Origin of the sequence: Blautia sp. AF14-40, from assembly GCF_003479665.1 — a bacterium.
Lineage (GTDB): Bacteria > Bacillota > Clostridia > Lachnospirales > Lachnospiraceae > Fusicatenibacter > Fusicatenibacter saccharivorans.
Window position 1 is genome coordinate 1 of sequence record NZ_QUHK01000015.1, and the last position, 25,736, is coordinate 25,736.

Genomic DNA, 25,736 nt, shown 5'->3' on the forward strand with positions numbered 1-25,736 from the left:
TCCACGCGGAAAACTGCCATAGCTTCATCAACTCCTTTGCTTCATATTTGTTACGCAGTAGAACAGCGATTTTGAGGTTTTAGGTATCAATCCCTTACCCTGTGAAAACCGCACCCGCAAAGCCTTATGTAGCAAGGCTCTTTTTGCCCCTACTGCGTAACATGAGGGTAAAAAAATAGCGGCGTTCCTATTCCCCTGTGTAGGAGTGAAGAAACGCCGCTGTATGCGGTACATTATAATTTTTTAACTTCTGTTCTATCATGCTATATGGTTCTATCCGTAGAAATCTGTATGCCCGTTTAGCAATACATAAAATGCGTTGGACTCCGGTTTTCGACTATCTTTTTACACCCATTTCTACACCCAAATGGCATGAAACTATATGATTTTGCATGAAGTTTTATAAACTTGCAATTTCAAAAAACCTTGTAACCATGCGGTTTTACGGACTTTTATTGAGGTATATAGATTTATGAAAAAAGGCTAATTTACAACGATTCCTAATTTCATAGTAATCTATATCTCCTTTGTTTTTATTTTTCGCTTCTTTTTCTGTTCGGGTTCTTTTTATGCACAAAAAGAGCCCAATGCAACTATAAATTATAGCACACGGGCTCTTTGATTTCAATGGATTTTAATCTCTTGACTGTACCATCAGAAGAATGCCGCCCTCGTACGATACATGCGCGGTCTCCTCGACGATCTCATTGCTCACGCACAGACCACCCGAAGTATTCGGCAGACAGTGATGGTCGAGCGGGTAGGCGAAGCCCTCCAGGGTGATGGATGCGACTTCCTTTTCCAGCGGGAAGAACGAAACGTACTTTCCGAACTGCTCTTCTTTCCGGATTTCAAACGAAGTTTCCACCGGAATCGTAATCAGATTGCGGCTGTCTACGATGTAAGCCGGAATTTTCTTCTCCCATGCCGTTTTCAGGTTCTGCACAATACTTAAGAAATGGTCGAGTCTTCCCCCTGTTGCTCCGAGGATCGTGATTTCACTGCTTCCCAGAACAATCGCCTGCTGAAATGCGATGTCCGTGTCCGTATTGTCCTTCATGGGATTAAATTCCCGGATCGGTGCGACATGGTTCTCCTTGTAATAATTTAAAATCTCCGGAGATAAACTGTCAAAATCTCCCAGAATATACGTCGGCATAATCTGGTAATGGTAGCAGAACTCCAGTCCCCGGTCTGCTGCCAGGATAATATCAAACTGCTGTTTCTGAAGATATGGGAAGGCAAAATCCGGTTCGATCATCCCTCCCGAAATAATACATGTTCTCACGTTTCCCTGCCTCTTTTTTCTGTCTTTTTGTATCTTATTCTGCCTTTTTGCTGTATGAAGAAATTTTTTCCTGCAGCTCGCGCACGTTCTGCTCGATGTTGCTGCCAAATACAGCAGAGCCTGCCACGATGATGTTGGCACCTGCCGCAAGGACTTCATCGATGGTCGCGCGGTTGATGCCGCCATCGACCTGAATGTGCACATGCTCCAGTCCCTTTTCATCCAGCATTCTGCGGAGCGTACGGATTCTCTCCGTCGACTCCGGGATATACTTCTGGCCGCCGAAGCCAGGATAAACGCTCATAATCAGAATCATTTCTACCTGATCCATCACGTCCGTAACCGCAGAAAGCGGCGTATCCGGATTTACGGCAACTCCGGCATCTGCGCCTGTTTCATGAATCTTTTTCACGGTTTCTGCCAGATCGCGGCATGCCTCCGCGTGAACCGTGATCATATCCGCCCCGCAGCTTTGAAATTCTTCTACGTACCGCTCCGGGTCCTTTACCATCATATGAACATCAAAATACAGACTGCTTTCTTTTCGGATCGACTTTACCACCGGCATTCCAAACGAAATGGATGGTACAAACATTCCATCCATAATATCGATATGAAGCCACCGGCACTCTGCTTTCTCTACCCTTTGGATCTGTTCTCCGAGACGGTTGAAGTCTGCGGATAAAATAGAAGGTGCCAACTGATATACTCGGCTCATGCTAGTATCTCCTCTTTTCCTGTTCTTTCAGTTCTTCATAGAACATGGTATAGTTTTCAAATCTTTCTTTGCTGATATTTCCCTGTTCCAGTGCCTCTTTGACGGCACAGCCCGGCTCTTTTCCGTGGATGCAGCCGAGGAAACGGCATTTTCCTTCGTACGGATGAAATTCCGGGAAAAAGTTTTTCAGCTCCTCTTTTTCCATATCGGTTGTATAAAGCGAGCTGAACCCCGGCGTATCGCACAGATACGTCTCATGGTCGATCGGGATCATTTGGGAATGGCGCGTCGTGTGTTTTCCTTTTTTCAGCTTTTTGCTGATCTCTCCGGTCTCCATCTGGATTTCTTTCTGCATCCGGTTTGTGATCGAAGATTTTCCGACGCCGGACGGACCGGCTACCACCGTTGTTTTCCCTTTCAGGTATGCTTCCACTTCCTGCATGCCCTGCTCTTTCGCTGCACTCACCGTAAAGACACGGTAACCGCAGTTCTCATAGACGCTTCGCAGATGGTCTGTGTAATCTTCCCCCGCAAGATCTCTTTTATTGAAACAGATTGCCGTCGGAACGTTCTGCTGTTCCATCATCACAAGAAAACGGTCCAGAAGCGTCAGGTTCGGGGTCGGATTTTCCAGCGCAAAAATCACAAGCGCCTGATCGATATTGGCCACTGCCGGACGGATCAGTTCATTTTTTCGCGGCAGAATCCGGGTCATATTTCCTGTTTTTTCCGCTTCATCCAGAATCTCGATTTCCACAAGATCTCCGACGAGCGGTTTCTGGCCTTCCTTTCGGAAAATTCCTTTTGCTTTGCACTCATAAATGCCGGATTCTTCTACGTCTACGTAGTAGAATCCGGCAATTCCTTTCATAATCTTTCCTGTCATACTCACCCTTCACTCAACGGAACCGATTGGTACTGTGCAATTGCCTGATAACTTCCGCTCGAATCCATCTCATAGAAGACGATTCTTCCGGTAGAAGAAGCAGACGATGAAGCACTCCAGTTGGTGTTGACAGAATACGGCCAGCTCGTAATGGCCTGTCCGTCCATGATGGTGATGGAGGTCTCGTTTCCGTTCCCATCATCCTGGATCAGCTCAATTTTTGCAATACCACCCTGATACTGATCCGGCGCACTTAAGGTCTGGCTGCAGGACCAGGTAACATCCGTAGCGGTATTTGCGCCCGGCTCTGCCGGTGTCGGGGTCGGTGTATTCTCATCCGGCGTCGTTGGCTGTGCACTCGGGCTATTGACATAAATCGTAACGTCAGAACCTTTCTTTACTTTGGTTCCGATTGCCGGGTCAACCTCCATGACTTCGCCCTCGGCCACCTTGCTGCTGGTTCCTGTTTTCACAATAATATTGAAATCGCTCAGGATTGATTTTGCTGTCTCCTCATCCAGGCCGATTACATCACGGATTGCAATTTCTTCCGCGTCCTTGGATCCCTTGCTGATCACCAGCGTAACGGTAGATTCCGGCGCAACCTGACTTCCCTCTGACGGGTCAACGGAAATAACCAAGCCTTCTGCAACGGTATCGCTGAAATCCTCTGTTGTGGAAACCTGCAGTCCCAGCTGAGTCAGTGCAGCACTTGCAGCGTCTTTCTGTGTTCCAACAATGCCGGTCGGAATGGTTACGGTTTCTTTTCCGGAGCTTACATAATACGTAATCGTTGCATTTTTATCGACTTTCGTTCCCGGTTTCAGATCCTGGCGGCAGATCTTTCCTGCCTCAATGACATCCGATGCCTCGGTTCCGCCGTTGACTACACCAAGGTTCAGGCTGTTTGCCAGATCGACGGCATCTGCCTCGGTTTTGTTGGTCAGATCCGGAACGGTTACTTTTTCCTCTTCTTTGCTGCTGGAAGAAACAACTTCCGTGCTGCTCGAAGATGATGCGGAACTGGAAGAAGCTGCGGTCGGTCCTTTTCCGCCGACAATGCCGGCTGCCTGTGCAATAAAGTAGATCAGCATGCAGATGATGATGGCTGCAATCGCAAAACCGCCGATTGTGATGATCTTTTCGAGTTTGTTTCCGGCTTTGTCATCGTCGTCGTCATCGTCGTAGTAGGAATCGTCGTCATCCTCATCGTAGGAATCGCGGTCATCCTCTTCTTCGTCCTCATCCTCGTCTTCTTCGTCCTCGTAGCTGTAATCTTCGTCCTCTTCCTCATCCTCGATCTTGCTGTAGCGCTTGCGGGCCGGCTCCTCTGCCGTCTGCGCATTTGCCTTTGCTGCTGCGCCGGAACGGATCTGGCTTAACTCCTCTGCGGATACCATAACAGTCTCGGCGTGAGAACTTAACGGAGTTACTTTTACGAAATTGCCCTGCGGCTCCATCAGCGAATGCTTCAAGTCGTCGATCAGCTCCGCCATGTTATTGTAACGGCGGTCCGGGCTCTTCTGGGTACATTTTAAGATGATCTGCTCCAGTGCGAACGGAAGGTTCGGGGTATATTTGGATGGAGATTCAATCTCCTCCTGCAGATGCTTGATTGCGATGGCAACGGTGGTATCGCCGTCAAACGGCACTCTTCCGGTTACCATCTCGTACATGGTGATACCAAGGGAATAGATATCACTCTTATAGTCCGAATATCCGCCGCGCACCTGCTCCGGAGAGCTGTAATGTACGCTTCCCATAACGTTCGAACTGATCGTATTGGAAGAAGTTGCCTTTGCAATACCAAAGTCGGAAAGTTTTACTTTTCCGTCTGTGGAAATGATGATGTTCTGCGGTTTGACATCGCGGTGTACAATATTGCGGTTGTGTGCTGCTTCAAGACCGAGGGAAACCTGAATGGCGATGCTGGTTGCCTCTTTTACGCTCAGTTTTCCTTTGCGGTCAATGTAATCCTTCAGAGTAATTCCCTCGACAAGCTCCATGACGATATAGTAAACGCCGCGGTCCTCCCCGACATCGTACACGTTTACAATATTCGGATGGGACAGTCCTGCTGCGGCCTGTGCCTCCGTGCGGAACTTGCGGATAAAGGTTTTATCCTCCCGGAATTCCGGTTTTAAAACCTTGACGGCCACCATGCGGTTCAGCTTGTGGTCTTTTGCTTTGTAGACATCAGCCATACCGCCGGAACCGATCCGGCTTATGATCTCATATCGTTCTCCTAAAATAACGCCCTCTTTTAACATTCTTTCACCTCGTTTGTAAATGGTTCAACGACAATGACTGCGATATTGTCTCTGCCGCCATTTGCATTTGCTTTATCAATTAAACGTTTCGCCTTGTCCTCACCGTCTTCTCGGCAGATGAGTTCGAAAATCTCCTCATCCGTTACCATGTTGGAAAGACCGTCCGAGCACATCACCAATTGATTGCCCTCTTCAAGCTGAATGTCAAAGAAATCAATCTTTACGGTATCCTGTGTGCCTACTGCTCTGGTAATAATGTTTTTGTCCGGGTGATTCCGCGCCTGCTCGGGAGTGAGTTCTCCAAGGCGCACCATCTCTGCGATCAGGGAATGGTCCTGCGTCACCTGGTCAAACGTGCCATCTGCTGCCAGATACAGCCTGCTGTCTCCTACGTTTGCAACGTAGGCATAGTTGCCGACAACCGTAGCTACTACCATCGTCGTACCCATGCCTTCCATGGATATATCTCGTTTTGCCTGCTCAAAAATCTGGCTGTTTGCTGCTTCAATTCCATGCCGAATGATCCGCACCGGGTTGAAATTCGTATCTCTTTTTACAGATTCCACCAGTACAGAAACACCGTAACGCGAAGCAAAATCGCCCGCGTTATGGCCTCCCATGCCGTCTGCAACGACAAAGAGGTTCGGAAGGTTTCCGACCGGAGAGGCGGAGGCAAACACAAAATCCTGGTTCATCGTCCGTTTCTGTCCGATATCGGTTGCAGAAAATACCTTCATGCTTTTTTCTCCTGTATTGACAGCCGCTTTTTACGGCTGTTCGTTTGATTTATCGATAAAACTTTTTCTTAACTGTCCACAGGCTCCGTCAATATCGGCGCCCATTTCCCTTCTAATAGTAACATTAATTCCGTATTTTTCAAGTTTATTTTTGAAATTCTCTACGACTTTTTTCGTTGATTTCACGTAATCGCGCTCTTTGATCGGGTTGACCGGGATCAGATTTACATGACAGTTGATATCCGAAATCCGCGCGGAAAGCTCTTTTGCATCGGCTTCGCTGTCATTTTTCCCGCCAACGAGAGAGTACTCAAATGTAATCCGACGGCCTGTTTTTGCAAAGTAATTGCGGCATGCATCGAGAATTTCATCAATAGAATATTTATTGGCAATCGGCATCAGCTCGCGGCGCTTTTCATCGTTCGGCGCATGAAGGGAAAGTGCCAGGGTGATCTGGAGTCCCTCATCTGCCAATTTGTACATATTCGGCACGATTCCGCAGGTGGAAACAGTGATGTTTCTCTGGCTGATGTTGAGTCCTTCCTGGCTCGAAAGCAGCCGCACGAAGCGCACCAGATTGTCGTAGTTGTCCATCGGCTCACCCGTTCCCATGACAACCAGATTGGAGACCCGCTCCCCGGTGTCCTCCTGAATCCGGTAAATCTGGTCGAGCATCTCCGACGGAGTCAGGCACCGCACGAGTCCGCCGATTGTGGACGCGCAGAAGCGGCAGCCCATCCGGCAGCCGACCTGGGATGAGATGCAGACGGAATTTCCGTGGTGGTACTTCATCCAGACGCTCTCGATCACGTTGCCGTCGCTAAGGCGGAACAGGTATTTTCTCGTTCCGTCGATTTTGGACTCCTGCACCTGCACTTTTTCGAGACAGGTAAGCGGATACTGTTCCTTTAATTTTTCCCGGAAGGCAAGCGAGAGATTCGTCATCTCATCGTAGCTGCCCGCCAGACGATGATGCATCCAGTCGTATAACTGTTTGGCACGGAACGGCTTTTCTCCCATCTGCTGGCAGGCGTCCTTTAATTCGTCTAAGGTCATTGATTTAATATCCATCTGTTACGCCCGTCCTTCCTCTGTTTTCCGGAATTTTGCAAGGAAAAATCCGTCTGTCTTGTGTACCCCCGGGATCAGCTGCAGCTGTCCTTTGGCCGTTTCTCCGCTTTTCAGCTCATCCGGCAGCAGTTCATCCAGACTGACTGCTTCAAACGGGAACTGTTCCAGAAACCATGCGGCATTCTCGCCGTTTTCTTTTCTGTTGACGGTACATGTGCTGTACAGCAGTGTGCCGCCCGGCTTTACGTACGATGCGGCATTTGCAAGGATTGCCCGCTGAATCCGTACCAGCTCCTCTTCTTTTTCTTTTGAAGCGTAATATTTGATATCCGGCTTTCTGCCGATGACGCCGTATCCGGTGCACGGCAGGTCTGCAATCACAACGTCCGCTTTTCCGATCCATTCCGCATCGAGCTGTTCCGCATCTTTTACCTTCGGCACGACGCAGGAAACACCTGCTCTCTGCACATTTTCCCGGATCAGATCGACCTTGTATTCGGTGAGATCACGCGCTTCCACGCATCCCTGATTTCTCATTTTATCTGCTGCATGGAGGCTCTTTCCGCCCGGTGCCGCGCAGAGATCCAGCACCTGGTCACCCGGCTTTGGATCCGCCAGATGCGCCGCCATCATGGAGCTCACATCCTGAATCTGGAACCGGCCTTCCTGGAAGGCATTCAGTGATGCGATCGTCTCAAAGTTTTTCAGATAGAACGCCTCGCCAAGATACGGCGCTTTTTCCAGCTCTGCCCCCTGGCTTTCCAGGCTTTTCTTCGTCTCCTCGATCGTATTGTTCCAGCGGTTGATACGGATCGTCACCTGTTTTTCTTTCAGGAAATCCGCCATCATCGTTTCTGCCGTTTCTTTTCCGTACTGGGATACGAACTCCTCAACCAGAAATTCCGGCATGGAGTATTTCACGGAAAGATACTGCGTAGTATTGTTCTCCTTCGGCATCGGCAGATGATCTTTCTCCCGCACGATCGTGCGCAGAACGCCGTTGACAAAGCCCTTTAAGTTGTAAAAATGCTTCTTTTCCGCCAGTTTCACCGCCTCATTGACGACTGCCGAATCCGGTACTGCGTCAAGAAAACGGATCTGGTACACCGACATCCGTAAGATCGCACGAATCACCGGCTTGCATTTGTTGATCTTGATTTTGGAATACTGATTGATGATGTAGTCATTCTGGATGCCGTATTCCACGGTTCCCTCGCAGACCCGCTTGATAAACGCACGGTCCTGCCGCGGCAGGAACTGGTATTTATCGAGGGCGTCCCTTACAGCAAGATGGCAGGGCGTTTTCTCCCTGTCCATCTCAAGCAGAATGTTCATAATCAGCTCTCTTGTATTGATTGTATCAGTCATCATTTCTCCTAAATGCTCCGGATAAAATCAGCAGCCGGAGCAGCTGCAGCAGAGAACCGATCACCGCGGCCACGTATGTCATGGCTGCAGCCCAGAGTACTTTCTTGACTCCGTCGTGTTCCGTCTCTGTCACCATACCGCCCTCACTGAGCATTTTTAATGCTCTTCTCGACGCATCGAACTCGACCGGAAGTGTTACCACCTGGAATGCCAGTGCCAGCACAAACAGCCAGATCCCGGCTTTTACCAGCATCGGAAGGCTGAAAATCAGTCCGATCAGGAACAGCGGCCAGAAAAGCTGGGATCCAAGGTTCGCTGCCGGAACAATGGCGCTTCTTACTTTCAGCGGCACGTAATCCGTATTGTGCTGTACGGCATGGCCGCACTCATGCGCTGCGACGCCGATCGCTGCGACCGAGGTTGAATCGTAAACCGCATCCGATAAATTCACGGTTTTTGTCCGCGGATCATAGTGGTCGGTCAGTTTACCGGATACGTGGCGGACGGTCACATCGTAGATGCCGGCCTGATGCAGAATGCGCATCGCCGCCTCGCGTCCCGTCATGCCGCTGTACGAGCGGACGGTCTGATATTTGCTGAAAATCGTGTTCATGCGGGCGGATACCGCCATGGAAATCAGTGCGGCAAGAATCACCAGCAGATACGTACTGTCATAAAAAAGTCCCATATCGTTTTTCTCCTTTTTTCTCAGGCACAGCAGCCATCACACCGCTGTGCCGTTCCCCGCCTCAACTTCAGGTTGCTTTTTCTCTTTTATTCGCCAAGCCTGGTACCCGGCTCGATCGCATAGCCGCGCAGGAAATCGGCGGCTTTCATCCGTTTCTTTCCTTCGAGCTGCAGCTCCTCGATCACCAGAATGCCGTCTCCCGTCTTTACATGGAGACCTGTCTCATCTGCCACCCAGACTTTTCCGGCACTCTTCGTCGGATTCTGTCCCGGAATTTTCGAAAACAGATCGCCGCCGAACATGGCAATGACTTTGGCATCCCAGATTTTCAGGTTCTTTCCGTTTACTTTTGTAAAAGCACTCGGCCACGGGCTCATCGCACGGATCTGACGTTCGATCTCAACGGCACTCTTCGTCCAGTCGATCTTTCCGTCTTCTTTTTTGATCATCCGCGCATACTCTGTAGTGCTTATCTCCGGCTGTTTTTCCGGTGTCACTTCGCCTTTTTCAAGTCTTGGAAGTGTCTCCACCAGAAGTTTTGCTCCGGCTGCGGCGAGCTTGTCAAAGAGACTGCCGCCGGTCTCATCTGCTGCAAGCGGAACTTCCACTTTCGTCAGCATATCGCCTGTGTCGAGGCCTTCATCCATCTTCATAATGGTTACGCCGCTCACTTCATCGCCGTTCATGACAGCCCACTGGATCGGCGCTGCTCCGCGGTAAGCCGGAAGCAGGGATGCATGAACGTTGATGCATCCGTATTTCGGCATGTCCAAAATCTCTTTTGGAATAATCTGGCCGAATGCAACGACAACGATCACATCCGGCTCCATTTTCCGGATCTCCTCGATCGCCTCTGCATCCCGCACGCGGCGCGGCTGATAGACCGGAAGGCCGTGTTTTTCGGCTGCCTCTTTCACCGGTGTCGGCATCATCTGTTTTCCGCGGCCCTTCGGTTTGTCCGGCTGGGTCACAACGCCTGTGATCTCATAACCGGCCTCCACGAGTGCCTCAAGTGTTCCCACGGAGAAATCCGGGGTTCCCATAAATACCACTTTCATCTGAAGTCATCTCCTTTATTTTAAGACTTACTCTTCGTCCTCGTACTCCTCATACTCATCGTACGTGTTGTCCCAGAGTTCGCCTTCTACTTTTTCTGTATACATATGTCCGTCGAGGTGATCACACTCGTGGCAGATGCAGCGGGCAAGAAGTTCGGTTCCCTCCAGTTCAAACGGCTGCATGTCGCGGTCCAGCGCTCTTACCTTTACGTAATTCGGACGGGTTACTGTACCGGATTTTCCCGGAAGGCTTAAGCAGCCTTCTGCTCCTGTCTGGCTTCCGGAAGTCTCCAGGATTTCCGGATTGATCAGAAGATGTGGGGTTCCGTCCACATCCATGACTACGATTCTCTTTAAGATGCCGACCTGCGGTGCGGCAAGGCCGACACCGTTTGCCTCATACATGGTGTCAAACATGTCGTCGATCAGCTCGCTGATTCTTGGTGTCATCTTCTCCACCGGTCTGCATTTTTTCGTTAATACGCGGTCGCCTACGACTCTGATTTCTCTGATTGCCATAATTCTTTTCCTTTCTTTTGCTCTTCTATTATAAATAATCTATGTGTAAATAGTATGAAAAAACTAATACTTTCTGCTGAAGTCGAACTGTAAATAAACGGTACGGAAGCCTTTGTTAATCTCGATATACCGTTCCAGTTTTTCCCGCAGCTCTGCCAGCACCTCTTCCTGCGGCGCGCGTACATACACGGCCATGCGGTACAGGTCATTGATTTTCGACACTGCCTCACTTGCCGGGCCGATGATCTGGACTTCGCGGTTTCCCCGGATGCGGATGAGATATCTGCGAATGTATTCCATCGCCTGCGCCAGATGCGCTTCATCCTCCCCGGCTCCGTGGATCGCCAGAAGCTCCGCCGCCGGGGGATATCCCATCAGACGGCGGTAGTCCATTTCTTTCTCGTAAAATGTCCCGTAATCCTGCTCTGCCGCCGTCTGAATGCTGTAATGTTCGGGATGGTACGTCTGAATGACTGCCATTCCCGGCTTTTCGCCTCTTCCGGCGCGGCCGACTGCCTGCGTCAGCAGCTGGAACGTACGCTCCCCGGCACGGTAATCGACTGCATTCAGGGAGAGATCCGCCGCCAGCGCTCCCACCAGCGTGACATTCGGGAAATCGTGGCCTTTTACGATCATCTGGGTTCCAATCAGGATATCGGCCTCCCCTGCCGCAAATGAGGACAGGATTTCTTCATAACTGTTTTTCGTTTTTGTCGTGTCGCCGTCCATCCTAAGAACGCGTGCCTTTGGAAACAGCTTTTTCACGTTCTGCTCGATCTGCTGTGTGCCGGCACGGAAGCCGCCGATGTACGGGGAACCGCACGACGGGCACGCATGTACCTGCGGTGTTTCATAACCGCAGTAATGGCAGACGAGCTTTCCGTTATTGTGTGCTGTCAGTGATACATCGCAGTGCGGGCATTTCATCACATGGCCGCATGCACGGCATGAGACGAAGCCCGCATAGCCTCTGCGGTTCAGAAACAGTACAACCTGTTCCTTTTTTTCAAGCCGTTTTTCGATCTCTTCCCGCAGTTTTCCGGACAGAATCGAACGGTTTCCCATCTGTAATTCTTCCCGCATATCCGCGATCCATACGGACGGAAGTGCTGCATTTCCGTACCGCGCATCCATCCGGAACAGCGCGTACGCTCCCGTCTCGCAGGCGTAAGAAGCATCCACCGACGGCGTTGCCGAACCCATCACCACATGGGCATGCTCCAGCCCGGCACGGCGCACAGCGGTCTCCCTTGCATGGTAGCGCGGCGTCACTTCACTTTTATAGGAGGTTTCATGCTCCTCATCGATTACGATCAGCCCCAGATCCGGAAACGGTGCAAAGAGTGCGGAACGCGGACCGATCATAATACTGACCTCCCCGCGCCGCGCGCGCTCCATCTGGTCGGCGCGCTCGGACGGTGTCATCCGCGAGTTGACTACCGTGACCCTTGTTCCAAACCGTGCGCAGAACCGCTCCACGTTCTGATACGTCAGCGCAATCTCCGGGATCAGCACGATCACCTGTTTTCCTTCCTTCAGCACTTGCTCCATCAGCTCCATATAGACGAGCGTTTTGCCGCTTCCCGTCACACCGCGGATCAGGCAGGGGCGGTTCTGCCCTTCCCATTCCTTTCGAATGCCGTCCACCACGGCCTGCTGCTGTTCGTTTGGTTTTCCCGCAGTTGTTCTTCCTGCCGCATCAGATACCGGATTTCTCCAGGTGCTCGTACGGCGGATTTCCAACACGCCCTGCTCTTCCATCACGTGCAGCGTATCTGCCGTGATTTTCAGTTCCTTGCTCACAACCGGCCCTGGAAGAACCGGCTGGGCCAGCAGCGCGTTTAAGAGACGGATTCTCGCTTTATAATTTTTCTTTCTGTAGTTTTCCAGCAGCTCCTCACATCTCGCAGGATCTGCAAGAAGCGCAATTTCGCGGGTTTCTTTCCCGCGCGCCTTTACTTTGACCGGAAGCACCGTCTTTAACGCCTGGATCATCGTCGATCCGTACGTATGACGCATCCACGCGGCGAGCGCGATGAGCTTCGTCTCTACAGTCGCCGCATCCTTTTGTACCGCGAGGATGGCCTTCATCCGGTCCTGCGGATATTTCGGCTCGTTTCCGACGGAAAGCACATAGCCGGTGATCGTGCGGTTTCCATTTCCAAACGGAATCTGTACCGCCGTTCCCGGACCGATCTCCCCTGTCAGTTCCGGCGGAACCTTGTACTGAAAGGTCCGGTCCAGTTTTTCATTTGTGATGTCTACGATTACATCAGCGTAAACGCTGCTCATACATTCCCCTTACTTTCTTCCAGTATTTCCCGGATCAGCACGCGCTCATCCATCTCGTACCGTTTCCCCTTCCGGATCTGATACGTTTCGTGGCCTTTTCCCGCGAGCACCACGAGATCGCCCGGCTGCCGGTTTTCGATCACATACCGGATCGCCTCCTTACGGTCTGCAATCTCAACGAAAGCGCCTTCTGTTTTCCCGATTCCCGTCCGGATATCGTCCAGAATCGCCTGTGGTTCCTCATCCCGCGGATTGTCCGAGGTGATAACGGTCAGATCCGCCAGACGCCCCGACACCTCTCCCATCTGGAATCTCCGGTCCCGCGCGCGGTTTCCGCCGCAGCCGAAGAGACAGATCAGGCGCTTCGGATGGTATTTCCGCAGTGTCTTTAACAGGCTTTCGAGGCTCATCGCATTGTGTGCGTAGTCAATGAGAAGCGTCATTTCCGGATACACCAGAACTGCCTCACACCGCCCACGGACGCGGACTGTGGAAAGTGCCTCCTGCATCGCCTTTTCCGGGATTCCCATCTGCGCGCAGACCGCAATGGCGGCAAGCGAGTTGGAAACGGAAAACAGACCCGGCAGATCTACCCGTACCGGAAAATCCGCTGCGCCCTGCACCCGGTATGAGACACCGAGCACGCCGGGCGCCTGATCGAGTGCTGCATCTGCTGCCATAAAATCAGCTTTTTCCCTGCATCCGAATGTCACCAGACGGCAGGTGCTCTGCCTTATGATCTCCGGAAACCTTTTGTCATCCCGGTTTACAATTCCGGTTCTGCAGGTGCGAAGCAGCTTCTTTTTGCAGGACAGGTATTCTGCAAACGATGCATGCTCCCCGGCGCCGATGTGGTCGTTTCCAATGTTGGTGAACACACCGTAATCAAACGTAATTCCATCACACCGGTGCTGTTTTTCCGCCTGCGAGGAAACCTCCATCACAACATGGGTGCAGCCCTCCCGCATCATTTCAGAAAACAGCTTCTGCAGCACAACAGGCTCCGGCGTTGTATTTTCTGACGGAATGCTTTTTTCCCCGATCCTCGTCTCGATCGTTCCGATGAGTCCTGCGCGGATCCCTGCTTTTCGCAGGATTTCGTAAATCATATATGCAGTCGTCGTCTTTCCCTTCGTGCCGGTCACTCCGATTGTCACAAGGTGCTGCGCCGGATCGTCCTCCCAGGCACAGGAAAGCTGTGCGAGTGCTTCTCTGCTGTCCTTTACTACGAGTACGGTTACCTTTTCCGGAATCCCTTCCAGTTCCCGCTCCGCAACCAGGACAGCAGCGCCCCTCTCGACTGCTTCTTCTGCATATACGTGCCCGTCCATCCTGTTTCCGCGGATGCAGACAAACACGTTCTGCGGCTGTACTTTTCTGCTGTCGCATGTAATTCCTGTAACTTCCGCATCCAGACTGCCCTGCTGGAGCTGATATGCGATCCGTTTTCGTAACGTGCGCATGTTTTTCATGCCGGGACCTCCCTTTCACGTTTCAAATCCCTACGACTCAGATACTTTTATAGAATACCATAGTCCGAAAAACATTTCAATGTGCGCAATGTCGGTTTCTTCTTGATTTTTGCCCCCATAAACTTTATAATAGTTTTATATTGATGCCTGGTTTTTTCGTATCAAAATCTATGAACTGCAAAGAGAGGTATCTTCCAATGAAAAGAAAAAAAATAGTTGTTGCACTGGGACACAAAGCTCTTGGAACGACGCTGCCGGAACAGAAAGCAGCCGTAAAACGTTCCGCAAAAGTAATCGCAGATCTCGTTGCTGCCGGCGCTGATGTTGTCATCACCCACAGCAATGCGCCGCAGGTCGGCATGATCCACATGGCGATGAATGAATTCGGCAAAATGCACACCGACTACAGCGCAGCCCCGATGTCTGTCTGCTCCGCTATGAGCGAAGGCTACATCGGCTACGACCTGCAGAACGCCATCCGTGCTGAGCTTCTCCGCAGGGGAATCTTCAAAACCACATCCACGATTCTTACACAGGTTGAAGTAGATCCGTACGACGATGCCTTCAACAATCCGGTCAAACTGATCGGCCGTACGCTTACCAAAGAGGAGGCTGACGCAGAGGAAGAAAAAGGAAACTACGTAACGAAAACCGAGGACGGCTACCGCCGAATCGTTGCTGCTCCGAAGCCGCAGGATATCGTAGAGATCGACTCCATCCGTCTTCTTCTCGATGCCGGACAGGTTGTCATCGCAGCAGGCGGCGGCGGAATCCCGGTTCTCCCGCAGAATGAAGAATTAAAGGGTGCATCCGCAGTCATCGAAAAAGACCTCACCAGCGGCCTGATGGCAGAAATGCTGAACGCAGACATGCTGATGATCCTGACCAGCGTGGAAAACGTTTCCATCAACTACGGTACCCCGGACGAAAAACCGCTGGAGCACATCACCGTTGCTGACGCGAAGAAATACATCGCAGAAGGCCAGTTCGGAGAAAACTCCATGCTGCCGAAGATGGAAGCAGCTGTTTCTTTCCTCGAGAAAGGCATCGGCCGTACCGCAGTCATCACTTCCATTGATTCTGCACTCGCCGGATTCCAAGGAAAAACAGGTACGATTATCGAGTAATACAAAGTATACAAAAAAGGATTCCCGCGAGTGGGAATCCTTTTTTTCTACTCTTTTTCCGGACTAAAAAACCAGATTAGAAAGTAAATTTATCTGCAAAGTAAGCATCGAGATCCTCAATTTTAATTCTCTCCTGCTCCATGGTGTCACGGTCACGGACGGTAACAGCACCATCGGTCTCGGAATCGAAGTCGTAGGTGATGCAGTACGGAGTACCGATCTCATCCTGACGGCGATACCGTTTTCCGATATTTCCACGGTCATCAAACTCGCAGTTGTATTTCTTGGACAGCTCTGCAAAGACCTTCTCAGCGCCCTCGTTCAGCTTCTTGGAAAGCGGAAGCACACCGATTTTTACCGGTGCCAGTGCCGGATGGAAATGCATCACAGTACGAACATCATTCTTCTCTGCGTCGAGAACTTCCTCGTCATAAGCGCTGCACAGAAATGCCAGAACGACACGGTCAGCACCAAGAGACGGCTCGATAACATACGGGATGTATTTCTCGTTCTTCTCTGGATCGAAATAGGTCATATCCTGTCCGGATACATTCTGATGCTGGGTCAGGTCGTAATCGGTACGGTCTGCGATTCCCCACAGCTCGCCCCATCCGAACGGGAACAGGAACTCGATATCGGTTGTTCCCTTGCTGTAGAAGCACAGCTCTTCCGGAGAATGGTCTCTTGCACGCATCTCTTCGTCTTTCATGCCGAGGCTCTTCAGCCAGTTGATGCAGAAGCCTCTCCAGTACTGGAACCAGTCAAGGTCAGTGCCAGGCTCGCAGAAGAACTCCAGCTCCATCTGCTCGAACTCACGGGTACGGAAGGTGAAGTTACCCGGTGTAATCTCGTTACGGAAAGATTTACCGATCTGACCGATTCCGAACGGAATTTTCTTTCTGGAAGTACGCTGTACGTTTTTGAAGTTTACGAAGATACCCTGTGCAGTCTCCGGACGAAGATATACGGTGTTCTTCGCATCCTCTGTAACACCCTGGAAGGTTTTGAACATCAGGTTGAACTGACGGATATCGGTAAAGTTATGTTTTCCGCAGGACGGACACGGAATCTGATGCTCCTCGATGAAGTTCTTCATCTCTTCCTGGGACCATGCGTCTACACTGCCGCCTTCGATTTCAATGCCTTTTTCCTCGCAGAAGTCTTCGATCAGCTTGTCTGCACGGAAACGCTCGTGGCACTCTTTACAGTCCATCAGAGGATCGGAAAATCCGCCGAGATGACCGGAAGCTACCCATGTCTGCGGGTTCATCAGGATCGCGCAGTCAACACCTACGTTGTGCGGGCTCTCCATCACGAATTTCTGCCACCATGCTTTTTTCACGTTGTTTTTCAGCTCAACACCGAGCGGGCCGTAATCCCAGGTATTTGCCAGGCCGCCGTAGATTTCGGAACCCGGATATACAAAACCTCTGGATTTTGCTACTGCCACAATTTTGTCCATTGTCTTTTCCATAGTTAGTTACTCCTCTATTTTATTTGTTTACTTACCATAAACAACAATAACAGGACTGGCAAGAAGAACGTCCTGCTCATATTCCTGCTCTGTTTCTTCTGTCTTAGTCTGCTCTGATGATGACGCAGAAGCACTCTCTGTGGACTTTGTGGTCCACTCGCCGGCCGTATCCACCGTGTTTTTTCCTTTGATCACGGCTGTACCGGAAACGCAGAGCACCGGATCTTCCGTTACGATTTCCAGCGGCTCCTCGCAGACAATCACGCGTACATGCTTAACGCCTTTGACCGCATCTTCGACTGAAACCTCATTGCCTTTAGAATCGACAAAGGAAGCGGAAAAATCATATCCCGCTTCTTCTGCCTCATCCAGCGTGCCTGCGAAAAATTCTGCTCCGTGATAATCCGCGTAGGACTGGTAATCTCCGTATTCCATCCGGATCTCCACCTTGTCCTCTTTGATCTGGCATTTTTCCAGCTTCACGGAATCCGCATCGCCGCGCTCCTCTGTGAATTTTTTGATGTCATCCTCCACAAAGACCTTCAGTTCGTCTTCCGTGTAATCATCGTCTTTGCTGTAATCTTCCACAATGGCTTCTGTCACAACACCATTTTTGCTCACATAGACAGATGTCGTTGTCACATCTTTTAACTTCTCACAGCCCGACAGCAGCACGGAAGCCGCTGTCAGAACTGCGAGAAGCTGTCCTGCTTTTTTCATAAAAATCCTCTAAAAACCGCCTAAATTATTTATTGCGGTAAATGATATCGTCTCTTCCCGGTCCGTTGGAGATCATGGTGATCGGGAATCCGATTTCTTTCTCTACAAACTCGATGTAGTTTCTGCAGTTCTCCGGCAGATCCTCGTATTTCTTGATGCCGCGGATATCGCATTTCCATCCCGGAAGGGTTTTCAGAACCGGTTTTGCTTTCTCAAGAATGCTGGTGTTCGGGAAATCGTGGATTTCTTTTCCGTCTACTTCGTATGCTACGCAAACCGGAATCTCGTCCAGATATCCGAGAACGTCAAGTACGGTAAATGCTACATCGGTTGTGCCCTGCATTCTGCAGCCGTAGCGGGAAGCAACACAGTCGAGCCATCCCATACGTCTCGGGCGGCCTGTGGTTGCACCGAACTCTCCGCCGTCTCCGCCGCGTCTTCTGAGCTCATCTGCCTCATCGCCGAAGATCTCGGAAACGAAAGCACCTGCTCCTACTGCACTGGAGTAAGCTTTGCATACGGTTACGATTTTCTTGATTTCATATGGCGGAACACCTGCTCCTACTGCGCCGTAGCCGGCCAGTGTGGAAGAAGAAGTTACCATCGGGTAAATTCCGTGATCCGGGTCTTTTAAGGAACCAAGCTGACCCTCAAGCAGGATCTCCTTGCCTTCCTGAACAGCGTTCCACAGGAATGCGGAAGTATCGCATACGTATGGCTCAACCATTTTTTTGTATTCCATCAGCTCTGCATAGATCTCATCCGGATTTAACTGCGGTTTGTGATACAGATGCTCGAGCAGAATGTTCTTGGTCTCGCATACGGATTTCAGTTTCTCTTTCAGGTGCTCATCGTCGAACAGCTCGTTTACCTGGAAACCGATTTTTGCATATTTATCTGAGTAGAACGGAGCGATACCGGATTTGGTGGAACCAAAGGATTTTCCGCCCAGACGCTCTTCCTCATACTGGTCGAACAGGATGTGGTACGGCATTACCATCTGTGCACGGTCGGAAATTTTGATCTTCGGTGCCGGCACTCCCTTCGAAATGATCTCATTTAACTCTTTGATCAGAACCGGAATGTTGAGTGCAACACCGTTTCCGATTACGCTTGTTGTGTGGCTGTAAAATACGCCGGATGGAAGGGTATGAAGTGCAAACTTTCCATAGTTATTTACAATGGTATGGCCTGCATTCGCACCACCCTGGAAACGGACAATAATGTCTGCCTCTTTTGCGAGCATATCGGTAATCTTACCTTTTCCCTCGTCTCCCCAGTTTGCTCCTACTACTGCCTTAATCATGTGACATCCTCCTAATTCAACGTATACTTGCGGCCTCTTTGCTTCGGCCGTTCATGCATAGTATACCATGTTTTTCTCATAAGTAAAACTTATGATTACTTATAAAATCTGTTTTTTTATTATTTCTGTTTATCAAACGCATCAGACGTTGATTTCCGCAGTCATGCCAAGTGCCTCTTTGTTTGCCTCAAGCACCGGATTGACTACGTTCTTCAGGAATGCGTCAACCTGTACGGATGCGCGGCCTGTGTATTTGGACGGATCCATCGTCTTTTCCAGCTCTTCTTTGGTCAGATGGAACATCTCATCCGCTGCGATCAGATCCAGAAGATCATTGTCGCGGCCTTCCTCTTTGACATGTTTTCCGGCGATCATGGACAGCTCGCGGATTCTCTCATGCAGCTCCTGACGGTCGCCGCCTGCTTTCACCGCATCCATCATGATATTCTCGGTTGCCATAAACGGAAGCTCTGCCATCATGTGTTTTAAGATAACCTTTGGATAAACCACAAGTCCGTCTACGACGTTCATGCACAGATCCAGGATACCGTCGATGGCAAGGAAGCCTTCCGGAATGGAAAGTCTCTTGTTTGCAGAGTCATCGAGGGTTCTTTCAAACCACTGTACAGAAGAGGTGATGGCCGGATTTAATGCATCGGTGATCACATAACGGGACAGGGATGCGATACGCTCGCTTCTCATCGGATTTCTCTTGTATGCCATGGCGGAAGATCCGATCTGTCCTTTCTCGAACGGCTCCTCAACTTCTTTTAAGTGCTGCAGAAGACGGATGTCGTTGGAGAATTTTGTTGCGCTTGCCGCAATGCCTGCCAGAACGTTTAATACTCTCGTATCGACTTTTCTGGAATACGTCTGTCCGGAAACAGGATAGCAGTTCTTGAAGCCCATTTTCTCAGCGATCATCGGATCGATCTTGTCGATGGTCTCCTGATCTCCGTCGAACAGCTCTAAAAAGCTTGCCTGTGTGCCTGTTGTTCCTTTGGAGCCGAGCAGCTTTAAGGTGCTCTGTACGTACTCGAGATCTTCAAGGTCCATTAAGAACTCCTGCATCCACAGGGTTGCACGTTTTCCGACGGTGGTCGGCTGTGCCGGCTGGAAGTGGGTGAAGGCAAGGGTCGGCTGGTCTTTGTAGGTATCCGCAAATTTTGCCAGCTCAGCGATAACGTTCACCAGTTTTTTCTTCACCAGCTTTAAGGCTTCGTTCATGACAATGATATCGGTATTGTCGCCTACGTAGCAGCTGGTTGCTCCCAGATGGATGATTCCTTTTGCTTTCGGACACTGTACGCCGTAGGCATACACATGGGACATTACGTCATGACGGCAGACTTTCTCTCTTTCTTTTGCCACATCGTAGTTGATGTTCTCGGCATTTGCTTTCAGTTCTTCGATCTGCTCATCTGTAATAGAAAGTCCCAGTTCTTTTTCTGTCTCAGCCAGCGCAATCCATAACTTTCTCCAGGTACGGAATTTCATATCCGGGGAGAAGATGTACTGCATCTCCTTGCTTGCATAACGTTCGGAAAGAGGGCTTACATATCTGTCAGTTCCGCTCATAGACACGATTCTCCTTTTCTTGTCAAAATGTGTATTCGGTTTCTCTTTTATCCCCGCTCTTTTTCATCCCCAAAAACAGAACGGGACGTATAAAGAGCGTGTTTGAAATACGTTTCAACCACGCTCTAGTATAACGCATGTTGTTTTTTTAGGCAAGTGCAACGTCGTTACTTCTCACGAAATTTTCCCAAAAAGCCCTGCATTCTGGCATTTTCGGAATCGAAGACTTCGTCCGGCGTTCCTTCCACGGCGATCACGCCCTGGTCCATAAAGATGACGCGGTTGGAAATCTCCCGGGCAAAATTCATCTCGTGGGTAACGATCACCATCGTCATGTTCATCTCCGCAAGAGATTTGATGACCTTTAAAACTTCGCCTGTCAGCTCCGGATCGAGTGCCGATGTCGGCTCATCGAAAAAGAGCACCTTCGGTTTCAGCATCAGCGCGCGCGCAATCGCAACTCTCTGACACTGGCCGCCGGAAAGCTGACACGGATACGCCTTTTCCTTTCCGGTCAGACCCATTTTTCCAAGCAGCTCTTCCGCCTGTGCTTCCACCTCCGCGCGGTTCCGCTTCTGTACATGGATCGGCGCATCGCAGAGATTTTTCATAACATTATAATGAGGAAACAGATGGAAACTCTGGAATACCATTCCAAAATTCTCCTGTATTTTCCGTAGTACGGCAGGCTTCGTATAGACGGATTTTCCGTTTTCCATTGTAACTGCCTGCTTGCCAAGGTACGCCAGATCACCGCCGTCCATCGTTTCAAGCATTGCCGCGCACCGCAGCAGTGTCGATTTTCCCGATCCCGACGGGCCGATGATCGAGAGCACCTCGCCCTCTTCTACTTTGAGGGAAATATCTTTTAACACTTCGAGATCCCCAAAGCTCTTTTTTACATGGTTCATTTCCAGATAAATCATATCGTTTTCCGCTCTCTTCTATAGTTAATGATAATAAGAAAATTTCTTTTCCAAAAATTCCATCACCCACGCCACGACAAAGTTGAAGATGTAGTAGAAAATACCGGCGGCGACGAACGGAACCATCGTGGTCTTGGCCGCCGCGATCTGTTTTGCGATCGTGAACATTTCCACATAGGAAATGGAAAAGGCCAGCGACGTATCCTTGACCAGCGTAATCACCTCATTGGTGATCGCCGGCAGAATCCGTTTCACAACCTGCGGCAGAATAATGCGGACAAACGTCTGTCCCTTCGAATAACCAAGAAGCTTTGCTGCCTCGTACTGTCCACGATCCATCGAAACGATGCCGGAGCGGTAGATTTCTGCAAAATAGGCGCCGTAGTTTAAGGCAAATCCGGTGATAATCGCCGGAAAGCGCCATTTTCCGATGTTCATACCGAACAGATAGAACGGTCCGAAGTAAACCACCATGAGCTGCAGCATCAGAGGCGTGCCGCGCATCAGGGAGATATAGAGCCGGAAAATTCCGCTCACAATCCGGTTTTTCGACATACGCCCGAAGGCGATCAGCAGACCGAGCGGCAGGGAAAATACGAGCGTCAGGACAAATATCGAGATCGTTCCCGCCATTCCGGTACTAAGCTGTGATAGAATTATGGACAACTTCATGCTGCTTTACTCTCCTTTTTTCTCCAGACACACCATGTCTGCGATTCCGTATTTTTCTGCGAGCTTGTCGAATGTTCCGTCGGCCAGAACCTGCTGCAGGCCTTCGTTTACTTTATCGCAGAGCTCGGTATTTCCTTTTTTGAATCCGATCGCATATTTCTCAGAATTCAGGTGCTCGTCGAGGATTTTGTATCCTTCTCCGCGGCTTTCCAGCTGATATTTGGCAACGCCGATATCCATGGCAACCGCATCGATGGAACCTGCCTGAAGCTCTACAAACGCATTGTTATAATCCGGGAACTGCTGCAGAGCGGTGAAAGTATCGGCGAGTTCTTTCTGACCGCCTTCTTCCTCACTCTGTAAAAGATCGAGTGCTGCGGATGCTGCCTGCACACCAACCGTCTTTCCTGCCAGATCGGACAGGCTGTTGATGCCGGAATTCTCAGATACGACCATCACCTGGCTGTTGTCCACGTACGGATCGGACCAGGTGTAATCGTCCTCTCTGCCGTTCATGGTAAAGCCGTTCCAGATGCAGTCAATCGCACCAGAATTCAGCTCGGTATCTTTCGCATCCCAGTTGATCGGGGTTTTTACCAGCTTCCAGCCGTAAATCTCGCAGACTGCCTCGGCGAGCTCCAGGTCAAATCCGGTGTAATCGCCGGTCTCATCGTCCATGTAGCCGTACGGCGGGTATTCTGCATCGAAGCCCACGGTAAAGGTTGTCGTTCCGTCTGCGGAAGAGGATGCGGCTCCTGCTGATGAGGCAGATGTTTTTGCTGTGTCTGCAAAGCCGCAGCCAGCCAGCAGGGCAGATACACAAAAGGCTGCTGTCAAAATGCTAACCATTTTCTTTTTCATAATAATCTTCTCCTTTTCTACGTGATCATGTTATCACTGTACTACGCTAAACTAATTGGTATCCTACCATACTCCGGCACCGCCTGTCAACCCGCACCGGTTAAATAATCCAGAAAACCTGTTCCAACACAAAAAAGTCTCCGAAACGGTCAGCAAATTCTGCTTTTTTCCGTCTTCGGAGACTTTGATTTTTCTATTTTGGATAACTATTTATAAACCCTTGTTACACGGCTGCTGATATCGCAGAGCATCTCGTAATCGAAACGTGCCGCCGGGTTGGCGATCTCTTCGATCGTGATGGTCTCATCCCCGTCGGTTCCGACAAGCGTTACAACGTCCTCCACCTGCACATCCGGGATGTCGGTCACGTCCACCATCATCTGATCCATACAGATTCTTCCGATGATCGGTGCTTTTTTCCCGTGGATCAGCACACAGCCCTGGTTCGAGAGAGCTCTCGGATAGCCGTCTGCATAGCCGGCTGAAACAGTTGCGATCCGTGTCATCGGTTTCTCGGTCACATACGTGGCACCGTAGCTGACGCCGATGCCCGGGCCGACTTCCTTCACATGGATGACATGGCTCTTCCATGAAAGCGCCGGGATCAGATCGAGGCGCTCTTTTTTTACCTCCTCGGATGGGTAAATGCCGTAGGTGATGATACCGGAACGCACCATCTCAAAGCGGTGATCGTCAAATTCCATGATTCCGGCGGAGTTGCAGATATGGCGAAGCGGAATCGTCACGCCGCGCTCTGCTAAAAGTGCCGTCATCTTATCATATTTTTCCATCTGCATCGAACAGTACGTCTTGTCTTCCTGATCGGCGCAGGAGAAATGCGTAAACATACCTTCCAGCTCGATGTGCGGAAGATCCGCGATTTTTGCCGCCTCATCCGCATCGTGCTCTGTCACCTGGAAGCCGATCCGCGTCATGCCGGTATCGACCGCGAGGTGTGCTTTTGCTTTCCGGTTCTGGCGTGCTGCCTCTTTTTCGAGGGCAAGTGCCTGTGCGTAGCTGTCGATCGTCTGAGTGATGTCGTATTCCACAAGGTCGCCGTACTGGGACGGGGACACGTAGCCGAGAATCAGGATCGGCGCGGAAATGCCGTTTTCTCTGAGCTCGACAGCCTCCTCGATGGTTGCGGTTGCAAAATAATCAACCTGGTTTTCCAGATAGGATGCTACCGGAACGGCACCGTGGCCGTAGGCGTTCGCTTTTACAACGCCAAGGAGTTTCACGCCCTCCGGTAGTCTTTTTTTCACTTCTCTGATGTTATGCCCGATCGCTTCGAGTGAAATCTCTGCATAACAGCGTAAGTATCTGTTCACTTTTTTCCTTCTTTCTTTCCGTACTTTTTCTGAGACGCCAAAACGTGCCTGAAAACTCTTTCGGATTATTTTCAGACACGCTCTCGTATCAGATTCCGGCTGTGCCGGTTTTTATTTGTCCGGTCTGCGGATGGCGGAATAGATATTTTTTACATTTTTCAGCACTACATGCGTTCTTGTCGCATCGACGCCCGGAAGGCTCATCACCTGGCGGTGGATTTCTTCGAGTTCGTCGGATGAGTGACAGGAAATGCGGATAATCAAATCAAAATCTCCGGTCTGATAATAGCAGGATACGATGTACTCCAGTTTCTGGATCGCATCTGCAAAACTGTCAAAGAACTTCGGATGCTCCAGGCTGACTTCCATCAGCGCGGTCATCTCATTTCCCGTTTTCTTTTCGTCTACAATAATGGTGTATTCTTTAATCACTCCGGTTTCTTCCATTTTACGGATTCTCTCGATGACTGCAGAAACCGATAAATGAATCTCTTTGCTGATATTGGAAGCCGTCTCGCGGGCATTTTTCTGCAATATCTTCAGAATCTTATAATCAATGGCATCCATGTATTTTTCCTCCCATAAGAATTGACAGGGCTCTTCTTTCCAGATTTTAGCATAAAATTTCCCTGTCACTACCTTTCTATTATATCAAATTTTTCAGATAAGTCCAGTTTTTCCCAAAATATTTTATAGAAAGATTAGAATTTTTCTTTAAATTGCACAGATACCGGTTTTTCTATTCTTCGAAGGTTTCTGCAATATCCTGCATCAGAATGCCGATCCCGAGGTGCTGCGGGCACTGCTTTTCACAGCGATAACAGTTGATGCAGTCATCGGCACGTTTGTCCTGACGCTCATACTCTGCACGAACCGCTTCGACGCCTTCCGTCGCTGTCCGGTTGTAAAGCGCAAACAAACCCGGGATGTTGATTTTTACCATGCACGGCATACAGCTCTGACAACCGGTGCAGCAAACCAGAAGTTCTGTTCCATTTTCCTGCATAGGGAAATTCCCCCTTTTTTGCTTTTCCGTTTTTCTATTATAGTACATTTCCCGTTCTGGAACAAGGCTGATCTTTGCGGACATTTTCACGCCCCTTTCACCCTGAATTTTCTCCTTTTTCAGTGTTTTGAAAATTTTTTAATTTTTTTCAAAAAAGGGGTTGACTTTTTCTCATCTTTCCTGTAGAATACGTTTTGTCAGTGAGGCACGGCAGTCAACAAGACAGAGAAAAAAATCAGTGCCCATCATCTGCGGGTGTAGTTCAATGGTAGAACACCAGCCTTCCAAGCTGGATACGTGGGTTCGATTCCCATCACCCGCTTCATCCAAAAGGATGTATATGCGCGAGTGGCTCAGGGGTGGAGTAC

General features: G+C 50.1%; 23 protein-coding genes and 1 tRNA gene. 2 read left to right on the plus strand and 22 right to left on the minus strand.

Annotated elements, in window-relative coordinates; translation table 11 throughout:
* Positions 1-634: 634 nt before the first annotated feature.
* The 12 genes from DWW13_RS11425 to DWW13_RS11480 form a co-directional block, all read right to left on the minus strand.
* Positions 635-1,288, minus strand: a complete 654-nt coding sequence (locus DWW13_RS11425; RefSeq protein WP_147398326.1) for a thiamine diphosphokinase — start codon at positions 1,286-1,288, stop codon at positions 635-637.
* A 34-nt stretch (positions 1,289-1,322) separates the two neighbouring features.
* A complete protein-coding gene (gene rpe / locus DWW13_RS11430; protein ID WP_022463156.1) occupies positions 1,323-2,006 on the minus strand; it encodes a ribulose-phosphate 3-epimerase in 684 nt (227 codons plus the stop codon).
* Between the two features lies 1 nt (position 2,007).
* On the minus strand, positions 2,008-2,892 hold the full coding sequence (gene rsgA, locus DWW13_RS11435) for a ribosome small subunit-dependent GTPase A (protein ID WP_055219788.1): 885 nt from the start codon (positions 2,890-2,892) through the stop codon (positions 2,008-2,010).
* Between the two features lie 2 nt (positions 2,893-2,894).
* A complete protein-coding gene (pknB, locus tag DWW13_RS11440; RefSeq protein WP_117760488.1) occupies positions 2,895-5,162 on the minus strand; it encodes a Stk1 family PASTA domain-containing Ser/Thr kinase in 2,268 nt (755 codons plus the stop codon).
* The gene (locus DWW13_RS11445; protein WP_022463152.1) at positions 5,156-5,899 is read right to left on the minus strand and encodes a Stp1/IreP family PP2C-type Ser/Thr phosphatase; all 744 of its coding nucleotides are present in this window, start codon (positions 5,897-5,899) and stop codon (positions 5,156-5,158) included. The genes pknB and DWW13_RS11445 overlap by 7 nt, the downstream gene beginning before the upstream one ends.
* A 30-nt stretch (positions 5,900-5,929) precedes the next feature.
* Positions 5,930-6,970, minus strand: a complete 1,041-nt coding sequence (gene rlmN / locus DWW13_RS11450) for a 23S rRNA (adenine(2503)-C(2))-methyltransferase RlmN (protein WP_055219785.1) — start codon at positions 6,968-6,970, stop codon at positions 5,930-5,932.
* Positions 6,971-6,973: 3 nt separating this feature from the next.
* Entirely contained in the window at positions 6,974-8,341 is a 1,368-nt protein-coding gene (gene rsmB, locus DWW13_RS11455) for a 16S rRNA (cytosine(967)-C(5))-methyltransferase RsmB (protein WP_306665733.1), read from the minus strand.
* Positions 8,331-9,026, minus strand: coding sequence for a zinc metallopeptidase (locus DWW13_RS11460; protein ID WP_022463149.1), 696 nt, complete (start codon positions 9,024-9,026; stop codon positions 8,331-8,333). The genes rsmB and DWW13_RS11460 overlap by 11 nt, the downstream gene beginning before the upstream one ends.
* Positions 9,027-9,112: 86 nt before the next feature.
* Entirely contained in the window at positions 9,113-10,084 is a 972-nt protein-coding gene (fmt, locus tag DWW13_RS11465; RefSeq protein ID WP_118720117.1) for a methionyl-tRNA formyltransferase, read from the minus strand.
* Positions 10,085-10,111: 27 nt separating this feature from the next.
* Entirely contained in the window at positions 10,112-10,603 is a 492-nt protein-coding gene (def, locus tag DWW13_RS11470) for a peptide deformylase (protein WP_055219778.1), read from the minus strand.
* Positions 10,604-10,666: 63 nt separating this feature from the next.
* Positions 10,667-12,895 (minus strand): replication restart helicase PriA, encoded by a 2,229-nt coding sequence (priA, locus tag DWW13_RS11475; RefSeq protein ID WP_118720119.1) that lies wholly within the window; start codon positions 12,893-12,895, stop codon positions 10,667-10,669.
* Positions 12,892-14,367, minus strand: coding sequence for a UDP-N-acetylmuramoyl-L-alanyl-D-glutamate--2,6-diaminopimelate ligase (locus tag DWW13_RS11480; protein WP_173815161.1), 1,476 nt, complete (start codon positions 14,365-14,367; stop codon positions 12,892-12,894). The genes priA and DWW13_RS11480 overlap by 4 nt, the downstream gene beginning before the upstream one ends.
* A gap of 197 nt (positions 14,368-14,564) precedes the next feature.
* On the opposite strand from DWW13_RS11480, the gene arcC reads away from it, so the two are divergent.
* Positions 14,565-15,494 (plus strand): carbamate kinase, encoded by a 930-nt coding sequence (gene arcC, locus DWW13_RS11485; RefSeq protein WP_022463144.1) that lies wholly within the window; start codon positions 14,565-14,567, stop codon positions 15,492-15,494.
* Between the two features lie 76 nt (positions 15,495-15,570).
* Here arcC and DWW13_RS11490 read toward each other — a convergent pair whose 3' ends face one another.
* The 10 genes from DWW13_RS11490 to DWW13_RS11535 all read right to left on the minus strand — a co-directional run bounded on the left by DWW13_RS11490 (position 15,571) and on the right by DWW13_RS11535 (position 25,368).
* Positions 15,571-16,968, minus strand: a complete 1,398-nt coding sequence (locus DWW13_RS11490) for a glycine--tRNA ligase (protein WP_055265793.1) — start codon at positions 16,966-16,968, stop codon at positions 15,571-15,573.
* 27 nt (positions 16,969-16,995) lie between these two features.
* Positions 16,996-17,688, minus strand: coding sequence for a hypothetical protein (locus DWW13_RS11495; RefSeq protein WP_022463142.1), 693 nt, complete (start codon positions 17,686-17,688; stop codon positions 16,996-16,998).
* A 25-nt stretch (positions 17,689-17,713) separates the two neighbouring features.
* Entirely contained in the window at positions 17,714-18,994 is a 1,281-nt protein-coding gene (locus DWW13_RS11500) for an adenylosuccinate synthase (protein WP_118720121.1), read from the minus strand.
* Between the two features lie 141 nt (positions 18,995-19,135).
* A complete protein-coding gene (gene purB / locus DWW13_RS11505) occupies positions 19,136-20,572 on the minus strand; it encodes an adenylosuccinate lyase (RefSeq protein ID WP_022463140.1) in 1,437 nt (478 codons plus the stop codon).
* 167 nt (positions 20,573-20,739) lie between these two features.
* Positions 20,740-21,498, minus strand: coding sequence for an amino acid ABC transporter ATP-binding protein (locus tag DWW13_RS11510; protein ID WP_118720123.1), 759 nt, complete (start codon positions 21,496-21,498; stop codon positions 20,740-20,742).
* A gap of 24 nt (positions 21,499-21,522) precedes the next feature.
* Complete coding sequence (locus DWW13_RS11515; RefSeq protein ID WP_118720125.1) at positions 21,523-22,170, minus strand: amino acid ABC transporter permease; 648 nt, start codon at positions 22,168-22,170, stop codon at positions 21,523-21,525.
* Between the two features lie 6 nt (positions 22,171-22,176).
* A complete protein-coding gene (locus tag DWW13_RS11520; RefSeq protein WP_118720127.1) occupies positions 22,177-23,031 on the minus strand; it encodes an amino acid ABC transporter substrate-binding protein in 855 nt (284 codons plus the stop codon).
* A 206-nt stretch (positions 23,032-23,237) separates the two neighbouring features.
* A complete protein-coding gene (alr, locus tag DWW13_RS11525; protein WP_022463136.1) occupies positions 23,238-24,362 on the minus strand; it encodes an alanine racemase in 1,125 nt (374 codons plus the stop codon).
* Positions 24,363-24,473: 111 nt separating this feature from the next.
* On the minus strand, positions 24,474-24,929 hold the full coding sequence (locus tag DWW13_RS11530) for an Lrp/AsnC family transcriptional regulator (RefSeq protein WP_022463135.1): 456 nt from the start codon (positions 24,927-24,929) through the stop codon (positions 24,474-24,476).
* A 172-nt stretch (positions 24,930-25,101) separates the two neighbouring features.
* Entirely contained in the window at positions 25,102-25,368 is a 267-nt protein-coding gene (locus DWW13_RS11535; protein ID WP_022463134.1) for a 4Fe-4S dicluster domain-containing protein, read from the minus strand.
* 251 nt (positions 25,369-25,619) lie between these two features.
* Here DWW13_RS11535 and DWW13_RS11540 point away from each other — a divergent pair.
* Positions 25,620-25,690: transfer RNA gene (locus tag DWW13_RS11540), tRNA-Gly, on the plus strand.
* Positions 25,691-25,736 lie beyond the last annotated feature (46 nt).

Excerpts from the sequence above, each read along its gene's own strand:
- DWW13_RS11510 (WP_118720123.1), bottom strand. The coding sequence starts at position 21,498 with ATGATTTATCTGGAAATGAACCATGTAAAAAAGAGCTTTGGGGATCTC.
- pknB (WP_117760488.1), bottom strand. The coding sequence starts at position 5,162 with ATGTTAAAAGAGGGCGTTATTTTAGGAGAACGATATGAGATCATAAGC.
- purB (WP_022463140.1), bottom strand. The coding sequence starts at position 20,572 with ATGAGCGGAACTGACAGATATGTAAGCCCTCTTTCCGAACGTTATGCA.
- priA (WP_118720119.1), bottom strand. The coding sequence starts at position 12,895 with ATGAGCAGCGTTTACGCTGATGTAATCGTAGACATCACAAATGAAAAA.
- arcC (WP_022463144.1), top strand. The coding sequence starts at position 14,565 with ATGAAAAGAAAAAAAATAGTTGTTGCACTGGGACACAAAGCTCTTGGA.
- DWW13_RS11500 (WP_118720121.1), bottom strand. The coding sequence starts at position 18,994 with ATGATTAAGGCAGTAGTAGGAGCAAACTGGGGAGACGAGGGAAAAGGT.
- DWW13_RS11535 (WP_022463134.1), bottom strand. The coding sequence starts at position 25,368 with ATGCAGGAAAATGGAACAGAACTTCTGGTTTGCTGCACCGGTTGTCAG.
- rlmN (WP_055219785.1), bottom strand. The coding sequence starts at position 6,970 with ATGGATATTAAATCAATGACCTTAGACGAATTAAAGGACGCCTGCCAG.
- DWW13_RS11495 (WP_022463142.1), bottom strand. The coding sequence starts at position 17,688 with ATGAAAAAAGCAGGACAGCTTCTCGCAGTTCTGACAGCGGCTTCCGTG.
- DWW13_RS11460 (WP_022463149.1), bottom strand. The coding sequence starts at position 9,026 with ATGGGACTTTTTTATGACAGTACGTATCTGCTGGTGATTCTTGCCGCA.
- DWW13_RS11445 (WP_022463152.1), bottom strand. The coding sequence starts at position 5,899 with ATGAAGGTATTTTCTGCAACCGATATCGGACAGAAACGGACGATGAAC.
- DWW13_RS11515 (WP_118720125.1), bottom strand. The coding sequence starts at position 22,170 with ATGAAGTTGTCCATAATTCTATCACAGCTTAGTACCGGAATGGCGGGA.
- rsgA (WP_055219788.1), bottom strand. The coding sequence starts at position 2,892 with ATGACAGGAAAGATTATGAAAGGAATTGCCGGATTCTACTACGTAGAC.
- def (WP_055219778.1), bottom strand. The coding sequence starts at position 10,603 with ATGGCAATCAGAGAAATCAGAGTCGTAGGCGACCGCGTATTAACGAAA.
- DWW13_RS11530 (WP_022463135.1), bottom strand. The coding sequence starts at position 24,929 with ATGGATGCCATTGATTATAAGATTCTGAAGATATTGCAGAAAAATGCC.
- rpe (WP_022463156.1), bottom strand. The coding sequence starts at position 2,006 with ATGAGCCGAGTATATCAGTTGGCACCTTCTATTTTATCCGCAGACTTC.
- rsmB (WP_306665733.1), bottom strand. The coding sequence starts at position 8,341 with ATGATGACTGATACAATCAATACAAGAGAGCTGATTATGAACATTCTG.
- fmt (WP_118720117.1), bottom strand. The coding sequence starts at position 10,084 with ATGAAAGTGGTATTTATGGGAACCCCGGATTTCTCCGTGGGAACACTT.
- DWW13_RS11480 (WP_173815161.1), bottom strand. The coding sequence starts at position 14,367 with ATGAAAAACATGCGCACGTTACGAAAACGGATCGCATATCAGCTCCAG.
- DWW13_RS11490 (WP_055265793.1), bottom strand. The coding sequence starts at position 16,968 with ATGGAAAAGACAATGGACAAAATTGTGGCAGTAGCAAAATCCAGAGGT.
- DWW13_RS11520 (WP_118720127.1), bottom strand. The coding sequence starts at position 23,031 with ATGAAAAAGAAAATGGTTAGCATTTTGACAGCAGCCTTTTGTGTATCT.